Below are 16,946 nucleotides of genomic sequence, written 5' to 3' on the forward strand. Positions count from 1 at the left end.
CGCTCCCTGAGGAGGCCGCGAGCGCAGCGAGCAGCCGTCTCGAAGGGTCGACGGAATCCCCACCCGCACCACGCGTTGCACCCGATGGACCACGACCCGAAGGAGCACCCATGCCGCTGCAGGGCGAGTACGCACCGAGCACGTCCGACTGGGCGCGCGAGCAGGCCGAGACGTTCGAGGCGAGCGGCGGTCAGCAGCGCGCCGACATGAACGGCATGCCGATCATCGTGCTCACGAGCGTCGGCGCGAGGTCCGGCAAGCTGCGCAAGACGGCGCTCATGCGCGTCGAGCACGAGGGCGAGTACCTCGTCGTCGCGTCGCTCGGCGGCGCCCCGAAGCACCCCGTCTGGTACTGGAACGTCACGAAGCACCCGCACGTCGAGCTGCAGGACGGCGCCGAGCGCCATGACTACGACGCCCGCGAGCTCGCGGGCGACGAGCGCGAGACGTGGTGGGCGCGAGCCGTCGAGGCGTTCCCGCCGTACGCCGACTACGCGGTGAAGACCGACCGCGTCATCCCGATCCTGCTGCTGACGCGTTCCGCCTAGCGGAGCGGGGAGGCGAACGAGGTCCCCACCGAGCGGCCGTCACGCGTCGCCGGTGGCACTCCTGCAGCTGTGTGGCTACTTTCGTAGCCATTCGGCTACTTTCGTAGCCATTCGGCTACTTTCGTAGCCAGTACGGTACGATCGAGGCACAGGCACAGACGGAAGGGATGCGTCGCATGCGACTCGATCGACCCTTCTCCGCCATCAGCCCTTCGGGGCTGGATGCGCAGGTGCTGCATGTCCTCGCGCAGAGCCATCGGTATCTCTCGGCAAGCCAGATCCATCGCGCGCTGCCGGACGAGGGGTCGCTCGCAGGTGTGAAGAAGTCCATCGCGAGGTTCGTCGAGCAGGGGACCGTGGTCGACGACGTCATCGGTCGCAGCCGCGGCTTCGCGCTCAACGACGAGCATCTGCTCGCGGACGCCATCCGGGAGATCGCGTCGGCCAAGCGACTGCTCGTCGAGCGCATGCGTGGAGCGATCGCGACGTGGCCCTTCGAGCCCGTGCTCGTCGCGATCTTCGGCTCTGCGGCCCGCGACGACATGCGAGTCGACAGTGACATCGACGTGCTCTTCGTGCTCCCGGACGACCTCGAACGCGAGTCGGGCGAGCGCGACGTGCATGCGCTCGCGGCGCGGATGGCAGCGTGGACGGGCAATGACGTGCGCCCGCTCGTCTACGCGGCCGACGAGGTCGGGCCCGCGCGAGTCTTCTCGGAGATCCTGGACGACGCGATGCCGATCGTCGGGCGGCTCGGTTGGCTCCGGGGGCGGTCCATGCGGCAGCTCGAGCGGTCGTGAGCCCCGTCAGGCGACGGACGGTCCCGGCCGATGCGGTCGTTCGCGAGGGCAGGCTCGCGAAGGCGCGACAGTTCCTGCGGGTCGCAGAGGACGCGATCGAGCTCGACGACGGCAGCGGTGTCGCCGACGCGGCCGTCACGCTGCTGGTCCACGCCGGGATCGCGGCGGCCGACGCGATCTGCGCGCGGGCGATCGGGGCGCACGCACAGGGGCAGGACCATCGGGATGCAATCGCGCTGCTGGCGTCCGTCGACCGGGACGCGTCCAAGGACCTGGAGACGCTCCTGGCCATGAAGACCCGCGCAGGCTACGGGCACGATCCCATCAGCGGCGATCGCCTCCGGCGCGCGGAGCGGGCGGCGCGCGCCCTCGTGGAGCGGGCTCGCTAGCTCGCGCCGACGTGCGTCAGCCGCGCAGGAAGGCCTCCGCGACGCGCGTCAGGCCCGCGAGGTCGGCGACGCCGGCCAGCTCGCGCGCCGAGTGCATCGACAGGATCGGGATGCCGACGTCGAGCGTGCGGATGCCGAGCCGCGTCGCCGTGATGGGGCCGATCGTCGAGCCGCAGGGCACGGCGTTGTTCGACACGAACTCCTGCACGGGCACGCCGGCCGCGTCGCTCCAGCCGCGCCAGGCGGCCTCGCCCGCCCCATCGGTCGCATAGCGCTGGTTGGCGTTGATCTTGAGGATCGGGCCGGAGCCGAGCACGGGTCGCACCACCGGGTCGTGCCTTTCGGGGAAGTTCGGATGCACCGAGTGGCCGACGTCGCTCGAGACGCACCACGAGGCTGCGAGCGCGCGCATCCGGTCCTCGCGGGTCGCGTCGAGCGCGAAGCCGATGCGCTCGAGCACGTCCTCGAGGAACGGGCCGGCGGCGCCCGTGCGGGTCGTCGAGCCGATCTCCTCGTGGTCGAACACCGCGAGCACGGGGATGTGGTCGGCGTCGAAGCCCTCGGCGGCCGCCGCGAGCGCGACGACGCCCGCGTGCACGCTCGCGAGGTCGTCGAGCCGACCGGCGGCGAGGAACGCGTCGTCCTTGCCGAAGACCGCGCCCCGTTGCGCATCCGCCGTCACGAGGTCGTAGCCGCGCACCCGCGCGACGTCGACGCCTGCGATCTGCGCGAGCTCGCCGACCAGGTCGGCCGACGCCGCGTCGCCGAGGCCCCACACGGGCTGCGTGTGCGCCTGCCGGTCGAGGGCCAGGCCGTCGTTCACCGTGCGGTCGAGGTGGATCGCGAGCTGCGGCAGGCGCAGCAGCGCGTCGGAGGCGACGAGCGTCTCGGAGCCGTCGTCGAGCACGAGACGGCCGGCGAGTCGCAGCTCGCGGTCGAGCCACGAGTTGAGCAGCGGCCCGCCGTAGACCTCGACGCCCGCCTGCAGCCAGCCGAGCCGACCCGTCGTGGGCTGCGGCTTCAGCACGAACCCCGGGGAGTCGGTGTGGGCGCCGAAGACGCGCACGGGCGTCGTCGCCGAGGCGGATGCGGGCACGATCCAGGCGATCGCCGCGCCGTCGCGCACCACGAGGTGCCTGCCAGGGCCCGTCGGCCACGCCGCGGCCTCGTCGAGCCGGTCGAAGCCCGCGGCCTCGAGGCGTCGCGCGACCTCGGCGGCGGCGTGCAGGCTCGACGGGGAGGCGGCGACGAGGTCGGCGAGGTCCTCGGCGTGGGCGATCGGATCGGCGGCTGCGGGCACGGGCATCTCCTTCGAGCGCGGGTCCTTCGAGGCTAGCGGCGTCGACCGCTCGAGCCGCCGGCGAGCGTCGTGCGACGGCGGCCGACGACGAGGCGTGCGACGAGGCGCCAGCCCACGAGCAGCAGCAGCACCGTCACCGTCGCCACGACGACGAAGGGCAGCGCGGTGCCCTCGCCGAGCAGCGCGCGACCGAGCATGCCGACGAGCACGGTGACGGCGGCGAGGGGCACGCCGACGCGCCCGGGGGCGAGCGGCGCCCGCCAGGCGAGCGTCACGAACCAGCCGACGCCGAGCGCGACGAGGAAGGGCAGCGCCGTCCACAGCACGTCGCCGACGCTCGAGATCCCGTCGTGGCTCGCACGGCCGACCGTCGCGAAGACCAGGATGCAGGCGACGTCGCCGGCGAGCGCGCCCAGGCGACGCCTGGTCGACGGCGCGGAGGGGCGGGCGTCGGTCACGCGACCGCTCCTACGAGCGCCGCGCGAGCGCATCCGTGCCGAGGCGACACGGTCAGCTCAGCTGCGTGCGCTCGACCCACGACAGGTACTCGTCGGTCACGGTGCCGGTGACGTACTCGCCCGTGAAGCACGACATGTCGAGCCCGCCGATGTCGGTGCCCTCGAGGATGGCCGACTGCATGTCCGCCACCTCCTGGTACACCGTGTAGTCGGCGCCGAGGGTGTCGTTGATCTGCGGGATCGAGCGGCCGGCGGCGATGAGCTCGGCGCGCGAGGGCATGTTGATGCCGTACACGTGCGGGTAGCGCACGGGCGGTGCCGCCGACGTGAAGGTGACCTTGTTCGCGCCGGCCTGGCGCGTCATCTCGACGATCTCGCGGCTCGTGGTGCCGCGCACGATCGAGTCGTCGACGACGAGCACGTTCTTGCCGCGGAACTCGCTCGGCATCGCGTTGAGCTTCTGCCGCACCGACTTCTTGCGCTGCTCCTGTCCGGGCATGATGAACGTCCGGCCGACGTAGCGGTTCTTGTAGTAGCCCTCGCGGTACTCGATGCCGAGCCTGCGCGCGACCTGCATCGCCGCGGGGCGGGCCGAGTCGGGGATGGGCATGACGACGTCGATGTCGCCCTTGGGCGTGAACTGCTCGATGGTCGTCGCGAGCCGGTCGCCGAGGCGCAGGCGCGCGTCGTACACGCCGATGCCGTTCATCGTCGAGTCGGGACGCGCCAGGTACACGTACTCGAACGAGCACGGCAGCAGCACGGGGTTCGGGTGGCACTGCTGCGACACGAGCTCGCCGTCGAGCGTGATGAACACGGCCTCGCCGGGGGCGACGTCGCGCACGACCTCGTACCCCGACGCCTCGAGCACGAGCGACTCGGAGGCGAGCACCCACTCCATGCGCGCGCCGGCCGGACGGCGACCGAGGATGAGCGGGCGGATGCCGAAGGGGTCGCGGAAGCCGAGCAGCCCGTGCCCGGCGATGAGCGCGATCGCCGCGTACGAGCCCTCGACGCGCTCGTGCACGCGGCGCACGGCGGTGAAGAGCTGGTCGGCGTCGAGGCCTGCGCCGCCGACGAGCTGCTGCAGCTCGGAGCCGAGCACGTTCACGAGCATCTCGGTGTCGCTGCCGGTGTTCACGTGGCGCATGTCGAGCGTCTCGAGCTGCGCGGCGAGCTCGCGGGTGTTCGTGAGGTTGCCGTTGTGCACGAGCACGATGCCGTACGGCGCGTTGACGTAGAACGGCTGCGCCTCGAGCTCGTTCGACGCCTCGCCTCGCGTCGCGTAGCGAACGTGACCGAGGCCGACGTTGCCGGGCAGCGAGCGCATGTCGCGGGTGCGGAACGCCTCGCGCACCTGGCCCTTCGCCTTGCGGATGTGGGCGTGGCGACCCTCGATGGTCGCGATGCCGCAGGAGTCCTGGCCACGGTGCTGGAGCAGCGCCAGCGCGTCGTAGACCTGCTGGTTGACGGGGCTGGTCGAGACCAGACCGACGATGCCGCACACGGAGGGTGGCTCCTGACGTTCACAGGGGGAGGGGCGCATCGAGCCTACCGCTCGCGGCATCCCTCGGCCGCCGCTCGGGCGTCGACGACGGCCGTCGACGGTGTCGTCGTGGAGGCCGCCGATCGCGGCGCGGACGCCGCGCAGCGCGTCCGGCTCAGGCGGCGGTCGGCTCGGGGGTCGTCGCGGCGGGGGCGCCCGGGGCACCCGTCGCCGCCTGCCCGTCGATGCGCGTCGTCGAGGGCCCGGCGGTCGCCGCGACGATGCGCCGCGTCTCGGCGAGCACCCAGGCGCAGATCGACCGGCGGCCGCTGCGCAGTCGCGGGGCGAGCTCCCAGGCGTCGACGAGCAGGGCGGCCGTCAGCGTGCTGGCACGCTCGGCGCCGCATGCGGGGAGGAGATCGCCGTAGACGAGCGGGGCGACGATGTCGTAGAGGTCGGCGAAGGCCTCGCGATCGCCGCCTGCGACGCGGGTCTCGAGCTGCATGAGCGCAGTCGCATCCATTCTCGCCTCCTTCGCCGCAGTGGCCGTCGAGTGCAATCATGCAGGACAAGCAACGATTCTGCTGCAACTTGACGGACCGGCACGCGTGTGCAGCGTGCGGGGGCCGGCTCAGACGCGGCGGTGCACGAGCAGGGGCAGCACGTGCGTCGCTCCGGCGTCGCGCAGCTGCGCCGCCGCGATCGTGACGGGCCACTGCGAGGCGGAGGCGTCGACGACGAGCAGCACGGCGCGCCCTGCGACGTCTGCCGGCGTCGTGATGGCGGTGCTCCAGGCCGCCGCCTCGTCGGCCGAGGTGAGGTCGCGGCTCGGATGCGATGCGACGGTGGCCGCCGCGACCTCGAGCCTGCCGGCCGCGCCGACGCGCTCGGCGACGCGCGCCGCGAGGTCGCCGGCGTCGGCGGCGGCGCGCAGCGAGACCACGACCTCCGGCCGCGCGGGCCACGAGGATCGCCAGGCGCCGAGCGCCGCGACCGCGGCGTCGCCGAGCTCGTCGAGCGCGGCGGCGTCGCCTGCGATGGCGGCGCGCAGCGCGTCGGCCCACTCGGGAGCGTCGGCGTGCACGACGACGCGACCGGTGGCCGCGCGCCGGGAGTCGGGGATGCGACCGCGACCGAGCGAGCCGCCGGGCCACATCTTGCGCGGCTCGAGCTCGTGCGCCCTGCCGCGCAGCGCCGTGCTGACGGTGCGCACCGTCTCGGGGCGCGCGGCGGCCTCGAGCCCGGCCGACAGCCGGCCGACGCAGACCGAGCAGCGCCCGCACGGTGCGGCCGTCGGGTCGTCGAGCGACTCCTGCAGCAGCTGCATGAGGCAGCGTCGGCCTCGGGCGTAGTCGCGCATGATGTCGGCCTCGCGACGGCGCACGGCGACGACGCCGTCGTAGTGGGCGCGGTCGTAGACCCACGGTGTGCCGGGCGACGCCCAGCCGTCGGCCGAGCGCTCGACGACGCCGTCGACCGCGAGCTGCTTGAGCATGAGCTCGACGCGCGTGCGGCGCAGGCCCGTGCGCGCCTCGAGGTCGACGACCGACGCGGGATCGGCCGACAGCTCGCCGAGCAGGGTCTGCATCTGGCGCTCGTCGGGGATCGTGGCGGTCGCGAAGTAGTCCCACACGCCGGCGTCGGACTCCGAGTGCAGCAGCACGACCTCGGCGTGCTCGATGCCTCGGCCGGCACGGCCGACCTGCTGGTAGTAGGAGACGGGGGAGGGCGGCGCGCCCACGTGCACGACGAAGCCGAGGTCGGGCTTGTCGTAGCCCATGCCGAGCGCGCTCGTGGCGACGAGCGCCTTGACCCGGTTCTGCAGCAGGTCGTCCTCGAGGCGCTCGCGCGCGGACGGGTCGAGCTGCCCCGTGTACGCCTCGACGCGGATGTCGTCGCCGTGCACGGCGCGCACGGCCGTGGCGAGGCGCTCGGCGTCGGCCACCGTCAGCGCGTAGACGATGCCGGATCCCGGCAGCGTCGGCAGGTGGTCGACGACCCACGCGTAGCGCTCGATGGGCGTGAGGGCCGGGAGGACGTTGAGCGCGAGCGACGCGCGCGACAGCGGCCCGCGCAGCACGAGCGTCTCGCCCGTGCCGGTCGTGCCCAGCTGCGCCGCGACGTCGGCCGTGACGCGCTCGTTGGCCGTGGCCGTCGTCGCGAGCACGGGCGTCGCGGGGGCGAGGCGCTGCAGCACGTCGGAGACGCGGCGGTAGTCGGGGCGGAAGTCGTGGCCCCAGTCGGACACGGCGTGCGCCTCGTCGATGACGAGCAGGCCGAGCCGGTGCCCGATGGCGTCGAGCACGCGCGCGCCGAAGCCGGGGTTGGCGAGCCGCTCGGGCGAGACGAGCACGACGTCGACCTCGTCGTCGGCGAGCGCGCGCTCGATCTCGCGCCACTCGCCCACGTTCGACGAGTTGATGGCGGCCGCGACGAGCCCGCCGCGCTGGGCGGCGGCGACCTGGTCGCGCATGAGCGACAGCAGGGGGCTCACGACGAGCGTCGGGCCCGCGCCCTGCGCGCGTCGGATCGCCGTCGCGACCCAGTAGACGGCGGACTTGCCCCATCCCGTGCGCTGCACGACGAGGACGCGTGCGCCATCGCCCGCCGTGAGCGCGTCGATCGCCGTCTGCTGGTCGTCGCGGAGCGTCGCCCCCGGCCCGGCGAGGGCCTCGATGACGCGGTGCGCGACCGCCTGCTGCTGCTCCGCCACTCGCTCGTCGACCACGCGTCCACGCTAGGTGCAACCGCCCACGCCCCCGACCCCTGCCGCCCGAGGTGCGCCTCGTGCGTCCAGGTGCGGTTCCTGCGGCCCCTCGCTGCAGCAGGCGCACCCGGCGAGGCCACCGCGAGTCCGTGCTCGCCTCAGACCCGCACCCAGGCGTGCACGAGGCGCAGCAGGTCGTCGAGCCGGTCGTCGACCTCGGCCGGCGCCAGCGTCACCTGGCCGCGCTCGCTCGTGATCCACGACACGAGGCCGGCGTCGTCGACGAACGCGAAGGGCACGGCGTCATCGACCGTGCGCACGCCGCGATGCAGGATGAGCGAGACGCGGTCGGTGGGCCGCAGGTGGAAGGTGACGCGGTCGACGTCGTCGGCGGCGATGCTCGGCGCCTTCCACTTGATGCGCTCCGTCAGCCGCGGCTCGCGCTCGAGGATCGCGAGGCGGATGCGCTGCACGTGCGCCGCCATCGGGTGCTCGAGCGCGTCCATGAACGCGTCCACCTCGGGCGAGCGGTTCGGCAGCATGCCGTCACGCTACGCCCCCGTCGCAGCACGGACGGGGCAGCTCAGCGGTATCGCCGCGGCACCCGCCAGTGGCTGCCGAACTCGAGGTCGAACGACTCGGGCTCGAAGGGGCTGTGGCCGCCGGCGGGATAGCTCGTGAGCTCGCCGAAGACGATGCGGTCGGGCAGGAGGTAGAGGTCGACGCGCACGAAGTCGGTGTCGGCGCCGAGGCGCTCGGCGATCGCGATCATCTCCGCGAGCCGGTCGGGCCGCGGATGCGGCGGGTCGGCCCACGGCGGTCCGCCGCTGAGCGGCAGGTGCTGCCAGTCGGGGTCGAGGAAGTCCTGCGTGCGGGTGCCGAAGCGGCCCGAGTCGACCTGCACGTACCGGACGCGACCGTGGAAGACGAAGAGCTTGCAGTCGTCGGGGATGCCGCCGTCGGCGCCCGCGAGCCGCTCCTCGACGATGATGCGCGGGCGGATGCGGCTGTAGGCCCACTCCTCGTTGGGGCCGCGGCCGTAGAGCTGCTCGCTCCAGCGCGCCGCGATGTCGCGCAGGTGGGTGCGGTCGACGGCCTCGGGGCGCACGTGCGCGTAGACCCAGCCCCACTCGGCGCGCGGCAGCACGGCGCCCTCGGGCGCCTCGGGCGACACGACGATCGCGGCGCCGCTGCCGTGCGTCGGCTTCACGACGTACGACTCCGGCAGGTCGAGCGTCAGCAGCCCGTCGGCGTCGTCGAGCACGCCGTACGCCTGCGGCAGGAGGTGCCCGAGGTCGTGCAGCACGACGTGGCCGCGCACGGCGGCCTTGTCGGCGAACGTCACGAGCAGCTCGCGGTGGTCGCGCAGCATCTTGTAGCGCACCTTCTCGGTGAACCGCCGGGGTCGTCGGGTGCGCCAGAGCCGCGCGAGCCGCACGAGTCGGGAGCGCCCGCGCCACCGTCCGCGCGGCAGCGGGCGAGCGTCGTCGGCCGTCACCCCTGCACGCGCGCCCGCGCCGCGACGAACGCCGCGACCGCGCGGTCGACGTCCTCGTCGGAGTGCGCCGCCGAGAGCTGCACGCGGATGCGCGCCTCGCCACGGGGCACGACGGGGAACGAGAACGCCGTGACGTAGACGCCCTCCTCGAGCATGGCGTCGGCCATGTCGGAGGCGAGGCGCGCGTCGTGGAACATGACGGCGGTGATCGGATGCGTGCCGGGCAGCAGCGCGAAGCCCGCCTCCTCCATCCCGGCCTTGAACCGCACGGTCGAGCGCTGGAGTCGCTCGCGCAGCTCGGCGGCGCCCTCGACGAGGTCGAGCGCGGCGATCGAGCCGGCGACGACCGACGGAGCGAGCGCGTTGGAGAACAGGTACGGACGCGAGCGCTGGCGCAGCAGCGCCACGATCTCGGAGCGGGCCGCGACGTAGCCACCGGATGCGCCGCCGAGCGCCTTGCCGAGGGTGCCCGTGATGATGTCGACGCGGTCGGAGACGCCGGCGTGCTCGGGGGTGCCCGCGCCGGTGGCGCCCGTGAAGCCGACGGCGTGGCTGTCGTCGACCATCACCATGGCGTCGTAGCGGTCGGCGAGGTCGCAGATCGCCGCGAGGGGCGCGAGGTAGCCGTCCATCGAGAACACGCCGTCGGTGACGATCAGACGTCGCCGAGCGCCGGAGGCCTCCTGCAGCCGCGCCTCGAGCTCGGCCATGTCGCGATTGGCGTACCGGTACCGCGCGGCCTTCGACAGCCGTACGCCGTCGATGATCGACGCGTGGTTGAGCGCGTCGGAGATGACGGCGTCCTCGGCGCTCAGCAGCGTCTCGAACAGGCCGCCGTTCGCGTCGAAGCACGACGAGTAGAGGATGGTGTCCTCCTGCCCGAGGAAGGCCGACAGCCGGCGCTCGAGCTCGAGGTGCTGCTCCTGCGTGCCGCAGATGAAGCGCACCGACGCCATGCCGAAGCCCCACTCGTCGAGGGCCGACTTCGCGGCCTCGACGATCGCGGGGTGGTCGGCGAGGCCGAGGTAGTTGTTCGAGCACAGGTTGAGCACCCTCGCACCGCGCACCGTGACCATCGCGCCCTGCGGTCCGGCGATGGCGCGCTCGCGCTTCGTGAGCCCCGCCTCGTCGATCTCGCGCAGCTCGCCCGCGAGCGCATCCTTGATCGCGTACATCACGCCTCCTTCGTCATGTCGAGCACGACCTTGCCCGCCGTGCCCGACCTGGCCGTCTCGAACGCGTCGCGCCAGTCGTCGAACGCGAAGCGGTGGGTGATGACCGGCGACACGTCGAGGCCGGTCTCGGCGAGCGACGACATGGCGTACCAGGTCTCGTACATCTCGCGTCCGTAGATGCCCTGGATCGTGAGCATGTGGCTCACGACCTTCGCCCAGTCGATGTCGATCGACTGCGACGGCAGCCCGAGCATCGCGATGCTGCCGCCGAAGTTCAGGTTGTCGATGATCGCGGGCAGCGCGCTCGGCGCCCCCGACATCTCGAGGGCGACGTCGAACCCCTCGCGCATGCCGAACCGTCGCTGCGCGTCCTCGATGCGCTCGGTGCGCACGTCGATGGCCTCGAAGCCCATCGAGCGGGCGAGCTCGAGCCGCGCGGGCGCGACGTCGGTGACGAGGATGTGGCGCGCGCCGACGTGGCGGGCGACCGCCGCGGCCATGAGGCCGATGGGGCCGGCGCCCGTCACGAGCACGTCCTCGCCGACGAGCGGGAACTTCAGGGCCGTGTGCACGGCGTTGCCGAACGGGTCGAAGATGCCGAAGACGTCGAGCTCGGCCTCGCTCACCTCGTCGAGCGTGCGATCGGGGTGCACCCAGACGTTCGTCGCGGGCACGACGACGCGCTCGGCGAAGGCGCCGTCGCGCTGCACGCCGAGGTTCGAGGTGCGGATGCACAGGTGCCTGCGGCCGGCGCGGCAGTTGCGGCACGTGCCGCACACGACGTGGCCCTCGGCCGAGACGATCTGGCCGACCCGCAGGTCGGCGACGCCCTCGCCCACCTCGACGATCTCGCCGGCGAGCTCGTGCCCGACGACGAGGCCGGGCTGCACGGACGCCTGGGCCCACGCATCCCACGCATCGATGTGCAGGTCGGTGCCGCAGATGCCGGCGCGCAGGACGCGCACGGCCACGTGGCCTGGCGGGGTGGCGGGCTCGGGGACGTCGGTCAGACGCAGTCCGGGCTCGCCCGTGGTGACGAGTGCACGCATGGGGTCTCCATCGACGGGGCCCCTCGATCCTCGCATGCCCCTCGGGCGCGTGACGCGCCCGTCGCGTCGTCCGTCAGCGCGCGGTGAGGGCGCGCCCGCGCACGGCGTACGCGAGCATGAGCGCGAGCATCGCGATCCCCGCGACGACGGCGGCCGCCTCGCCCGCCGGCTCGCCGACGACGATCGCCGCCACCACGCCGACGGCGCCGATCGTCACGAGCGCGATCGCGAGGTCGACGAAGTGGCGCTCGCGGAAGGCGCGCGCGAAGGGCAGGAAGTGCAGCCCCACGGCGACCGCGATCGCGATGGGGATGGCGGCCTCGTGCCCGGAGGCGGTGAGGGCGAGCCGTGCGAGCGCGATGAGCCCCAGCATCCCGGCGACCGAGGCGAGGTAGACCCACCATGCGCCGACGCCCACCGGGGCGGGTGCGCCGAGCGCGCGCGGCCGGGCGAAGAGCGCGGCGAGCGTCGCCGCCGCGAGCGCGACGGCGAGCACGCGCAACGCGATCCCGAGCGGGGCGGGCGCCCACGCGAGGTTCGACAGCACGAACACGAGGCCGCCCGCGATGCCGACGAGCGCACCGATGCGGCGCGGATCGAGTCGGCTGCTGCCGAGGCGCACGCGCTCCCGCGCGGCCTCCGGCAGGCGTGCCATCCAGGCGGGCTCGCCCGTCGATGCGGTCTCGGACGGGTTCGCGGCCATGCTCGACGCTCTCACGCGAGCGGTCGCGGCGGAAGGTGCGCGCCGCGCCGCGTGGGCGCCCGCGCCCCGCCGGTACCCTGGTGCCGTGACGGATCTCTACGCGGCAGCAGGCGTCGACACCGCAGCGGGCGACCGCGCGGTCGAGCTCATGAAGGCGGCCGTGGCCCGCACGCACGGCCCGGGCGTCGTCGGCGGCGTCGGCGGCTTCGCCGGGCTGTTCGACCTCTCGGCCGCGGGGGAGTACCGCCGGCCGCTGCTCGCGTCGTCGACGGATGGCGTGGGCACGAAGGTCGCGCTCGCGCAGGCGATCGACAAGCACGACACCATCGGCCAGGACCTCGTGGGCATGGTGGTCGACGACATCGTCGTCGTGGGCGCGAAGCCGCTCGCGATGACCGACTACATCGCGTGCGGCCGCATCGAGCCCGCGCGCATCGCCGACATCGTCCGCGGCATCGCGGCCGCGTGCGAGGCGACGGGCACCGCCCTCGTCGGCGGCGAGACGGCCGAGCACCCTGGCCTCCTCGGGCCCGACGACTACGACGTCGCCGGCGCTGCCGTCGGCATCGTCGAGGCGGATGCCCTGCTCGGCCCGGATCGCGTGCACGCGGGCGACGTCGTGGTGGCGATGGCCTCGAGCGGCCTGCACTCCAACGGCTTCTCGCTCGTGCGCCACATCCTCGCCGATCGCGGCATCGCGCTCACCGACCGCGTCGACGAGCTCGGCGGCGTGGCCGCCGAGGTGCTGCTCGAGCCCACGCGCCTCTACACGGCGCCGCTCGTGCGCATGCTCGCCGACGGCCGCGCGATCCACGCGATCAGCCACATCACCGGCGGCGGCATCGCCGCGAACCTCGCCCGCGTCCTCCCCGCCGGCCTCGCGGTCGAGCTGCAGCGCGGCTGGGCCGTGCCCGAGGTGTTCCGCGCGCTCGCCGCGATCGGCGGCCACGACCTCGTCGCGACCGAGGGCACGTGGAACCTCGGCCTCGGCATGGTCGCGATCGTCGACGCGGCCGAGGCCGCCGCCGTCGTCGCCGACTCGGAGGCCGCGGGCATCCCCGCCTGGGTGGCCGGCGAGGTGCGCGCGGCCGGCGCGACGCCCGAGGCCGACGGCTGGGTGCAGGGCGCCAAGGGCGTCGACGGCGGCGCCGTGCGCCTGACGGGTGCGCACGCCTGAGTCCCGTGCACCCGCCCCGGGCGCGCATCGCAGGCGATCCGGGGTCGGGAAGGGAGCATCCCCCTCGCGAGCGCGGGATCGCCTGCGAAGCGCACGCCCCGCTGCCGTCGAGCGCACGTCCACCCGCCGCGCGTAGGATCGACGGCGCTCGGGCCGATCCGCCCGCATCGAACGAAGGCGACCCATGACGTACACCCCTCCCGGCCAGGAGCCCCAGCAGCCGCAGTACTCGGCGCCGCAGCAGTCGGGCTACGCGACGCCGCAGTACTCCGTCGGCCAGCAGTCGTACTCGGGCTACGCGGCCCCCGCTCCCAAGAGCGACAGGAAGACCTTCGGCCTGTGGGCCCTCATCCTCGGCCTGTCGGGCTTCCTGCTGCCGTTCTTCCTCAACAGCATCGCCGCGATCGTCCTCGGCATCGTCGGCCTGATGAAGGAGAACTCGAAGGGCATGTCGATCACGGGCATCGTGACCGGCGCGATCAACCTGCTCATCTGGGGACCGATCGTCTGGTTCGTGATCGTCCCGGGGCTCTTCCTGCTGTTCGCGCTCGGCGCCGCGGGCGCATCGACCTACTGATCGCAGGAGCGCACGCAGCACGAGGGCCCCGCGGACGCGGGGCCCTCGTGCGTCCGGCGGACGACGCGGCGGACGACGTCGCGCCGACCGGCGTCAGCAGTCGACGAACGTGACGGCGAGGCCGCCCATGGCGGTCTCCTTGTACTTGTCGCTCATGTCGGCGCCGGTGCGGCGCATGGTCTCGACGGCCGTGTCGAGGCTGACGAAGTGCGTGCCGTCGCCGTGCGCGGCCATGCGGGCGGCGTTGATGGCCTTGACCGACGCCATGGCGTTGCGCTCGATGCAGGGGATCTGCACGAGGCCCCTGATGGGATCGCACGTGAGGCCGAGGTTGTGCTCGATCCCGATCTCGGCGGCGTTCTCGATCTGCTCGGGCGTCGCGCCGATGATGCTGCCGAAGCCCGCTGCGGCCATGGCGCACGCCGAGCCGACCTCGCCCTGGCACCCGACCTCGGCCCCCGAGATCGATGCGTTCGCCTTGATGATGATGCCGATGGCGCCGGCGACGAGCAGGAACTCGACGGGCCAGGGCAGGCGGCGCTCGGGCACGTCGACGAATCGGTCGGCGTAGTGCATGACGGCGGGGATGATGCCTGCCGCGCCGTTCGTCGGTGCGGTGACGACGCGGTTGCCCGCCGCGTTCTCCTCGTTGACGGCGAGGGCGAAGAGGTTGACCCACTCCATGCCCTCGAGCAGGTCGGGTCGACCCTCGGGGTCGGCGGAGCGCGTGAGCAGCTTGTCGTGCCAGCCCTTCGCGCGGCGCTTGACGTCGAGCCCGCCCGGCAGCACGCCGTCGGTGGCGATGCCGGCGTCGACGCACTCCTGCATGACCTGCCAGATGTGCTCGAGCGCACCGATCGTCTCGGCCTCCGAGCGCCATGCCGTCTCGTTCGCGAGCATGACCTCGGCGATCGACAGCCCGGCGTCGCGGCAGTGGGCGAGCAGCTGGTCGCCGGTCGAGAACGGCATGGGCAGCGCGCCGGCCGCGGCATCCGGCTCGGGCACGGGGGCGAGCACGTCGCCCTCGTCGTGCCGCATGACGAAGCCGCCGCCGATCGAGTAGTAGCCGTGGCTCTGCAGCGTCTCGCCCGCGGCGTCGTAGGCGGTGATGCGCAGGGCGTTGGGATGCTCGGGCCGCAGCGTGAGCGGACGGAAGACCACGGCGGTCGTCTCGTCGAACGGCACGGCGTGCAGGCCGCCGAGCACGAGCTCGCGCCGCTCGCGGATCGCGGCGAGCGTGTCGGCGATCTCGTCGGTCGTGACGGTGTCGGGCGCGTGGCCGGACAGCCCGAGCATCACGGCCGTGTCGGTGCCGTGGCCGGACCCGGTCGCGCCGAGCGACCCGAAGAGGTCGATGCGCAGCCGCGCCGTCTCCTCGCGCGCCCCGGCGACGTCGAGCAGGCGCACGAAGTCCCATGCGGCCCGCATGGGGCCGACGGTGTGCGACGAGGACGGGCCGATGCCGACCTTGAAGAGGTCGAGGACCGAGAGGGAGACGAAGACGGGTGCCGACGCGGTGACGTGCGAGCCGAGCGCGGGGCTCGGCGATCGCAGGTCATCCGCGTGCGCCACGTCGCGCCGCGTGCTCGAGACGTCGGTCACGTCAGGCGCTGCGGCCCTCGTACTCGTCGTCCTGGTCGTCGGTGACGTAGTCCGCCCACTTGTCGACGTACTCGTCGCTCTCGTGCGGCGTGCCGATCTCACGCTCGAGCGCGGAGTAGTTGACGTTCGGACTGTACGCCTTCAACTCACGCGCGATCTTCGTGTGCTTCGCCTTCTGACGACCACGACCCATGCTGCACCCCCAACGAGAACGCCCGGCATCACCCCAGGCGGGATCGCGCGTCGCAACGCGCTTGCAAGCCGTCTGGCATAGTAGCACGGCAGCGCCTCTCGACCCTGTGCGCCGCCACCCCCACACCGCCCCCGGAGGCCGCATGCGCGAGCTCGTCGAACTGGCTCGCGACCGTGCCGAGAGCCTGGTCGCCGACACGGTGCGGCTCGTGTCCGTCGAGTCCCCCTCGCCCGATCCCGAGGCCTCCCGGGCGAGCGCCGAGGCCGTCGCGGCGCTGCTGCGCGAGCGGCTGGGCGCCGACGTCGCGACGCAGGAGATCGACGGCCACGTGCACGTCCGCGCGACGTGGGGCGAGCCCCGCGTGCTGCTGCTGTGCCACCACGACACGGTGTGGCCCGCGGGCACGCTCGCGCGCTTCCCGGTCGTCGACGACGGCGAGACGCTGCGCGGTCCCGGCACCGTCGACATGAAGGCGGGCATCGCGGTCGCGGTGCACGCGCTCGCCATCCTGCGCGAGCAGGGCGGCGACGCGGCGCTCGACGGCGTCGACCTGCTCATCACGGCCGACGAGGAGCTCGGCTCGCCGACGTCGCGCGCCATCATCGAGGCGTCGACGGCGAAGGCCGCGCTCGTGTTCGAGGCGGCGGCGCACGGCGGCGAGGTCAAGACGGCGCGCAAGGGCGTCTCGATCTACAGGCTCGAGGTCGTCGGTCGTGCGGCGCACGCGGGCGTCGAGCCCGAGCAGGGCGTGAACGCGGCCGTCGCGCTCGCGCACGCCATCCTCGCCACGACGTCGCTCGGCGACGCCGCGGCGGGCACGAGCGTCACGCCCACGGTGCTGCAGGCGGGCACGACGACGAACACGGTGCCGGCGTCGGCGTGGGTGTCGATCGACGTCCGCGCGTGGACCGAGGCGGAGCAGGTGCGCGTCGACGACGCCATCCGCGCGCTCGAGAGCCCGCTCGAGGGTGCCCGGCTCGTGGTGCACGGCGGCATCAACCGCCCGCCGCTCGAGCGTGCCATGGCGGTCGACCTCTACACGACGACGGCGGCGGTCGCGGCCGAGCTCGGCTTCCCGCCGCTGCAGGAGGCGGCGGTCGGCGGTGGCTCGGACGGCAACTTCACCGCGGGCGCCGGCATCCCGACGCTCGACGGCCTCGGTCCGTGGGGCGGCGGCGCGCACGCCGAGCACGAGCATGCGGTGCGCGCCGCGCTGCCGCAGCGCACGGCCCTCGTCGCAGGCCTCCTGCGGCGACTGCTGGGCTGACGCGAGGAGCACCCTCG

Annotated in this window: 18 protein-coding genes; 6 read left to right on the forward strand and 12 right to left on the reverse strand. The window is 73.5% G+C overall.

From position 1 onward, the window contains the following. The first annotated feature begins 110 nt into the window (after positions 1 to 110). The 3 genes from ABD249_RS01575 (at position 111) to ABD249_RS01585 (ending at position 1,737) form a co-directional block, all read left to right on the forward strand. Positions 111 to 548, forward strand: a complete 438-nt coding sequence (locus ABD249_RS01575; protein ID WP_344339609.1) for a nitroreductase family deazaflavin-dependent oxidoreductase — start codon at positions 111 to 113, stop codon at positions 546 to 548. A gap of 176 nt (positions 549 to 724) precedes the next feature. Continuing rightward, on the forward strand, positions 725 to 1,348 hold the full coding sequence (locus ABD249_RS01580; protein ID WP_344339611.1) for a nucleotidyltransferase domain-containing protein: 624 nt from the start codon (positions 725 to 727) through the stop codon (positions 1,346 to 1,348). Beyond that, a complete protein-coding gene (locus ABD249_RS01585) occupies positions 1,345 to 1,737 on the forward strand; it encodes a hypothetical protein (RefSeq protein WP_344339612.1) in 393 nt (130 codons plus the stop codon). Before ABD249_RS01580 ends, ABD249_RS01585 begins: the two co-directional genes overlap by 4 nt. A 16-nt stretch (positions 1,738 to 1,753) precedes the next feature. On the opposite strand, the gene ABD249_RS01590 is transcribed toward ABD249_RS01585, so the two are convergent. The 10 genes from ABD249_RS01590 to ABD249_RS01635 all read right to left on the reverse strand — a co-directional run bounded on the left by ABD249_RS01590 (position 1,754) and on the right by ABD249_RS01635 (position 12,113). Next, a complete protein-coding gene (locus tag ABD249_RS01590; RefSeq protein ID WP_344339613.1) occupies positions 1,754 to 3,043 on the reverse strand; it encodes a M18 family aminopeptidase in 1,290 nt (429 codons plus the stop codon). A 26-nt stretch (positions 3,044 to 3,069) separates the two neighbouring features. Further along, positions 3,070 to 3,495 carry a DUF3054 domain-containing protein gene (locus ABD249_RS01595; RefSeq protein WP_344339615.1) on the reverse strand — a complete coding sequence of 142 codons (426 nt, stop codon included), beginning with the start codon at positions 3,493 to 3,495 and terminating at the stop codon, positions 3,070 to 3,072. A gap of 52 nt (positions 3,496 to 3,547) precedes the next feature. Continuing rightward, entirely contained in the window at positions 3,548 to 5,002 is a 1,455-nt protein-coding gene (gene purF, locus ABD249_RS01600; protein WP_344339618.1) for an amidophosphoribosyltransferase, read from the reverse strand. A gap of 154 nt (positions 5,003 to 5,156) precedes the next feature. Next, positions 5,157 to 5,504, reverse strand: coding sequence for a sigma-70 family RNA polymerase sigma factor (locus ABD249_RS01605; RefSeq protein WP_344339621.1), 348 nt, complete (start codon positions 5,502 to 5,504; stop codon positions 5,157 to 5,159). A gap of 108 nt (positions 5,505 to 5,612) precedes the next feature. Then, complete coding sequence (locus tag ABD249_RS01610) at positions 5,613 to 7,709, reverse strand: RecQ family ATP-dependent DNA helicase (protein ID WP_344339623.1); 2,097 nt, start codon at positions 7,707 to 7,709, stop codon at positions 5,613 to 5,615. Between the two features lie 137 nt (positions 7,710 to 7,846). Continuing rightward, entirely contained in the window at positions 7,847 to 8,230 is a 384-nt protein-coding gene (locus tag ABD249_RS01615; RefSeq protein ID WP_344339624.1) for a hypothetical protein, read from the reverse strand. A 41-nt stretch (positions 8,231 to 8,271) separates the two neighbouring features. Continuing rightward, entirely contained in the window at positions 8,272 to 9,186 is a 915-nt protein-coding gene (locus ABD249_RS01620) for an ATP-grasp fold amidoligase family protein (protein ID WP_344339625.1), read from the reverse strand. Beyond that, on the reverse strand, positions 9,183 to 10,361 hold the full coding sequence (locus ABD249_RS01625) for a glycine C-acetyltransferase (protein ID WP_344339627.1): 1,179 nt from the start codon (positions 10,359 to 10,361) through the stop codon (positions 9,183 to 9,185). The genes ABD249_RS01620 and ABD249_RS01625 overlap by 4 nt, the downstream gene beginning before the upstream one ends. Next, a complete protein-coding gene (gene tdh, locus ABD249_RS01630) occupies positions 10,361 to 11,410 on the reverse strand; it encodes an L-threonine 3-dehydrogenase (protein WP_344339628.1) in 1,050 nt (349 codons plus the stop codon). The genes ABD249_RS01625 and tdh overlap by 1 nt, the downstream gene beginning before the upstream one ends. 73 nt (positions 11,411 to 11,483) lie before the next feature. After that, positions 11,484 to 12,113: a hypothetical protein gene (locus ABD249_RS01635; protein ID WP_344339629.1), complete on the reverse strand. Its 630-nt coding sequence runs from the start codon at positions 12,111 to 12,113 to the stop codon at positions 11,484 to 11,486. Positions 12,114 to 12,261: 148 nt separating this feature from the next. Between ABD249_RS01635 and purM the strand changes: the two genes are divergently transcribed. Together purM and ABD249_RS01645 are read left to right on the forward strand one after the other, a co-directional pair. Next, a complete protein-coding gene (purM, locus tag ABD249_RS01640; protein ID WP_425546274.1) occupies positions 12,262 to 13,290 on the forward strand; it encodes a phosphoribosylformylglycinamidine cyclo-ligase in 1,029 nt (342 codons plus the stop codon). A 184-nt stretch (positions 13,291 to 13,474) separates the two neighbouring features. Then, positions 13,475 to 13,867, forward strand: a complete 393-nt coding sequence (locus tag ABD249_RS01645; protein ID WP_344339634.1) for a DUF4190 domain-containing protein — start codon at positions 13,475 to 13,477, stop codon at positions 13,865 to 13,867. Between the two features lie 93 nt (positions 13,868 to 13,960). On the opposite strand, the gene ABD249_RS01650 is transcribed toward ABD249_RS01645, so the two are convergent. Both ABD249_RS01650 and ABD249_RS01655 read right to left on the reverse strand, forming a co-directional pair. Continuing rightward, complete coding sequence (locus tag ABD249_RS01650) at positions 13,961 to 15,421, reverse strand: L-serine ammonia-lyase (RefSeq protein WP_344339861.1); 1,461 nt, start codon at positions 15,419 to 15,421, stop codon at positions 13,961 to 13,963. 49 nt (positions 15,422 to 15,470) lie between these two features. Beyond that, positions 15,471 to 15,662, reverse strand: a complete 192-nt coding sequence (locus ABD249_RS01655) for a DUF3073 domain-containing protein (protein ID WP_344339635.1) — start codon at positions 15,660 to 15,662, stop codon at positions 15,471 to 15,473. A gap of 142 nt (positions 15,663 to 15,804) precedes the next feature. On the opposite strand from ABD249_RS01655, the gene ABD249_RS01660 reads away from it, so the two are divergent. Continuing rightward, complete coding sequence (locus ABD249_RS01660; protein WP_344339636.1) at positions 15,805 to 16,929, forward strand: M20 family metallopeptidase; 1,125 nt, start codon at positions 15,805 to 15,807, stop codon at positions 16,927 to 16,929. The last annotated feature ends 17 nt before the right edge of the window (positions 16,930 to 16,946 follow it).

It is taken from the genome of Agrococcus versicolor, assembly GCF_039531815.1.
GTDB classification, from domain to species: domain Bacteria; phylum Actinomycetota; class Actinomycetes; order Actinomycetales; family Microbacteriaceae; genus Agrococcus; species Agrococcus versicolor.

Bases quoted from the DNA above. Each gene is read 5' to 3' on its own strand.
- ABD249_RS01575 (WP_344339609.1), top strand. From the start codon at position 111: ATGCCGCTGCAGGGCGAGTACGCACCGAGCACGTCCGACTGGGCGCGC.
- ABD249_RS01580 (WP_344339611.1), top strand. From the start codon at position 725: ATGCGACTCGATCGACCCTTCTCCGCCATCAGCCCTTCGGGGCTGGAT.
- ABD249_RS01590 (WP_344339613.1), bottom strand. From the start codon at position 3,043: ATGCCCGTGCCCGCAGCCGCCGATCCGATCGCCCACGCCGAGGACCTC.
- ABD249_RS01605 (WP_344339621.1), bottom strand. From the start codon at position 5,504: ATGGATGCGACTGCGCTCATGCAGCTCGAGACCCGCGTCGCAGGCGGC.
- ABD249_RS01615 (WP_344339624.1), bottom strand. From the start codon at position 8,230: ATGCTGCCGAACCGCTCGCCCGAGGTGGACGCGTTCATGGACGCGCTC.
- ABD249_RS01625 (WP_344339627.1), bottom strand. From the start codon at position 10,361: ATGTACGCGATCAAGGATGCGCTCGCGGGCGAGCTGCGCGAGATCGAC.
- tdh (WP_344339628.1), bottom strand. From the start codon at position 11,410: ATGCGTGCACTCGTCACCACGGGCGAGCCCGGACTGCGTCTGACCGAC.
- ABD249_RS01635 (WP_344339629.1), bottom strand. From the start codon at position 12,113: ATGGCCGCGAACCCGTCCGAGACCGCATCGACGGGCGAGCCCGCCTGG.
- purM (WP_425546274.1), top strand. From the start codon at position 12,262: ATGAAGGCGGCCGTGGCCCGCACGCACGGCCCGGGCGTCGTCGGCGGC.
- ABD249_RS01645 (WP_344339634.1), top strand. From the start codon at position 13,475: ATGACGTACACCCCTCCCGGCCAGGAGCCCCAGCAGCCGCAGTACTCG.
- ABD249_RS01655 (WP_344339635.1), bottom strand. From the start codon at position 15,662: ATGGGTCGTGGTCGTCAGAAGGCGAAGCACACGAAGATCGCGCGTGAG.
- ABD249_RS01660 (WP_344339636.1), top strand. From the start codon at position 15,805: ATGCGCGAGCTCGTCGAACTGGCTCGCGACCGTGCCGAGAGCCTGGTC.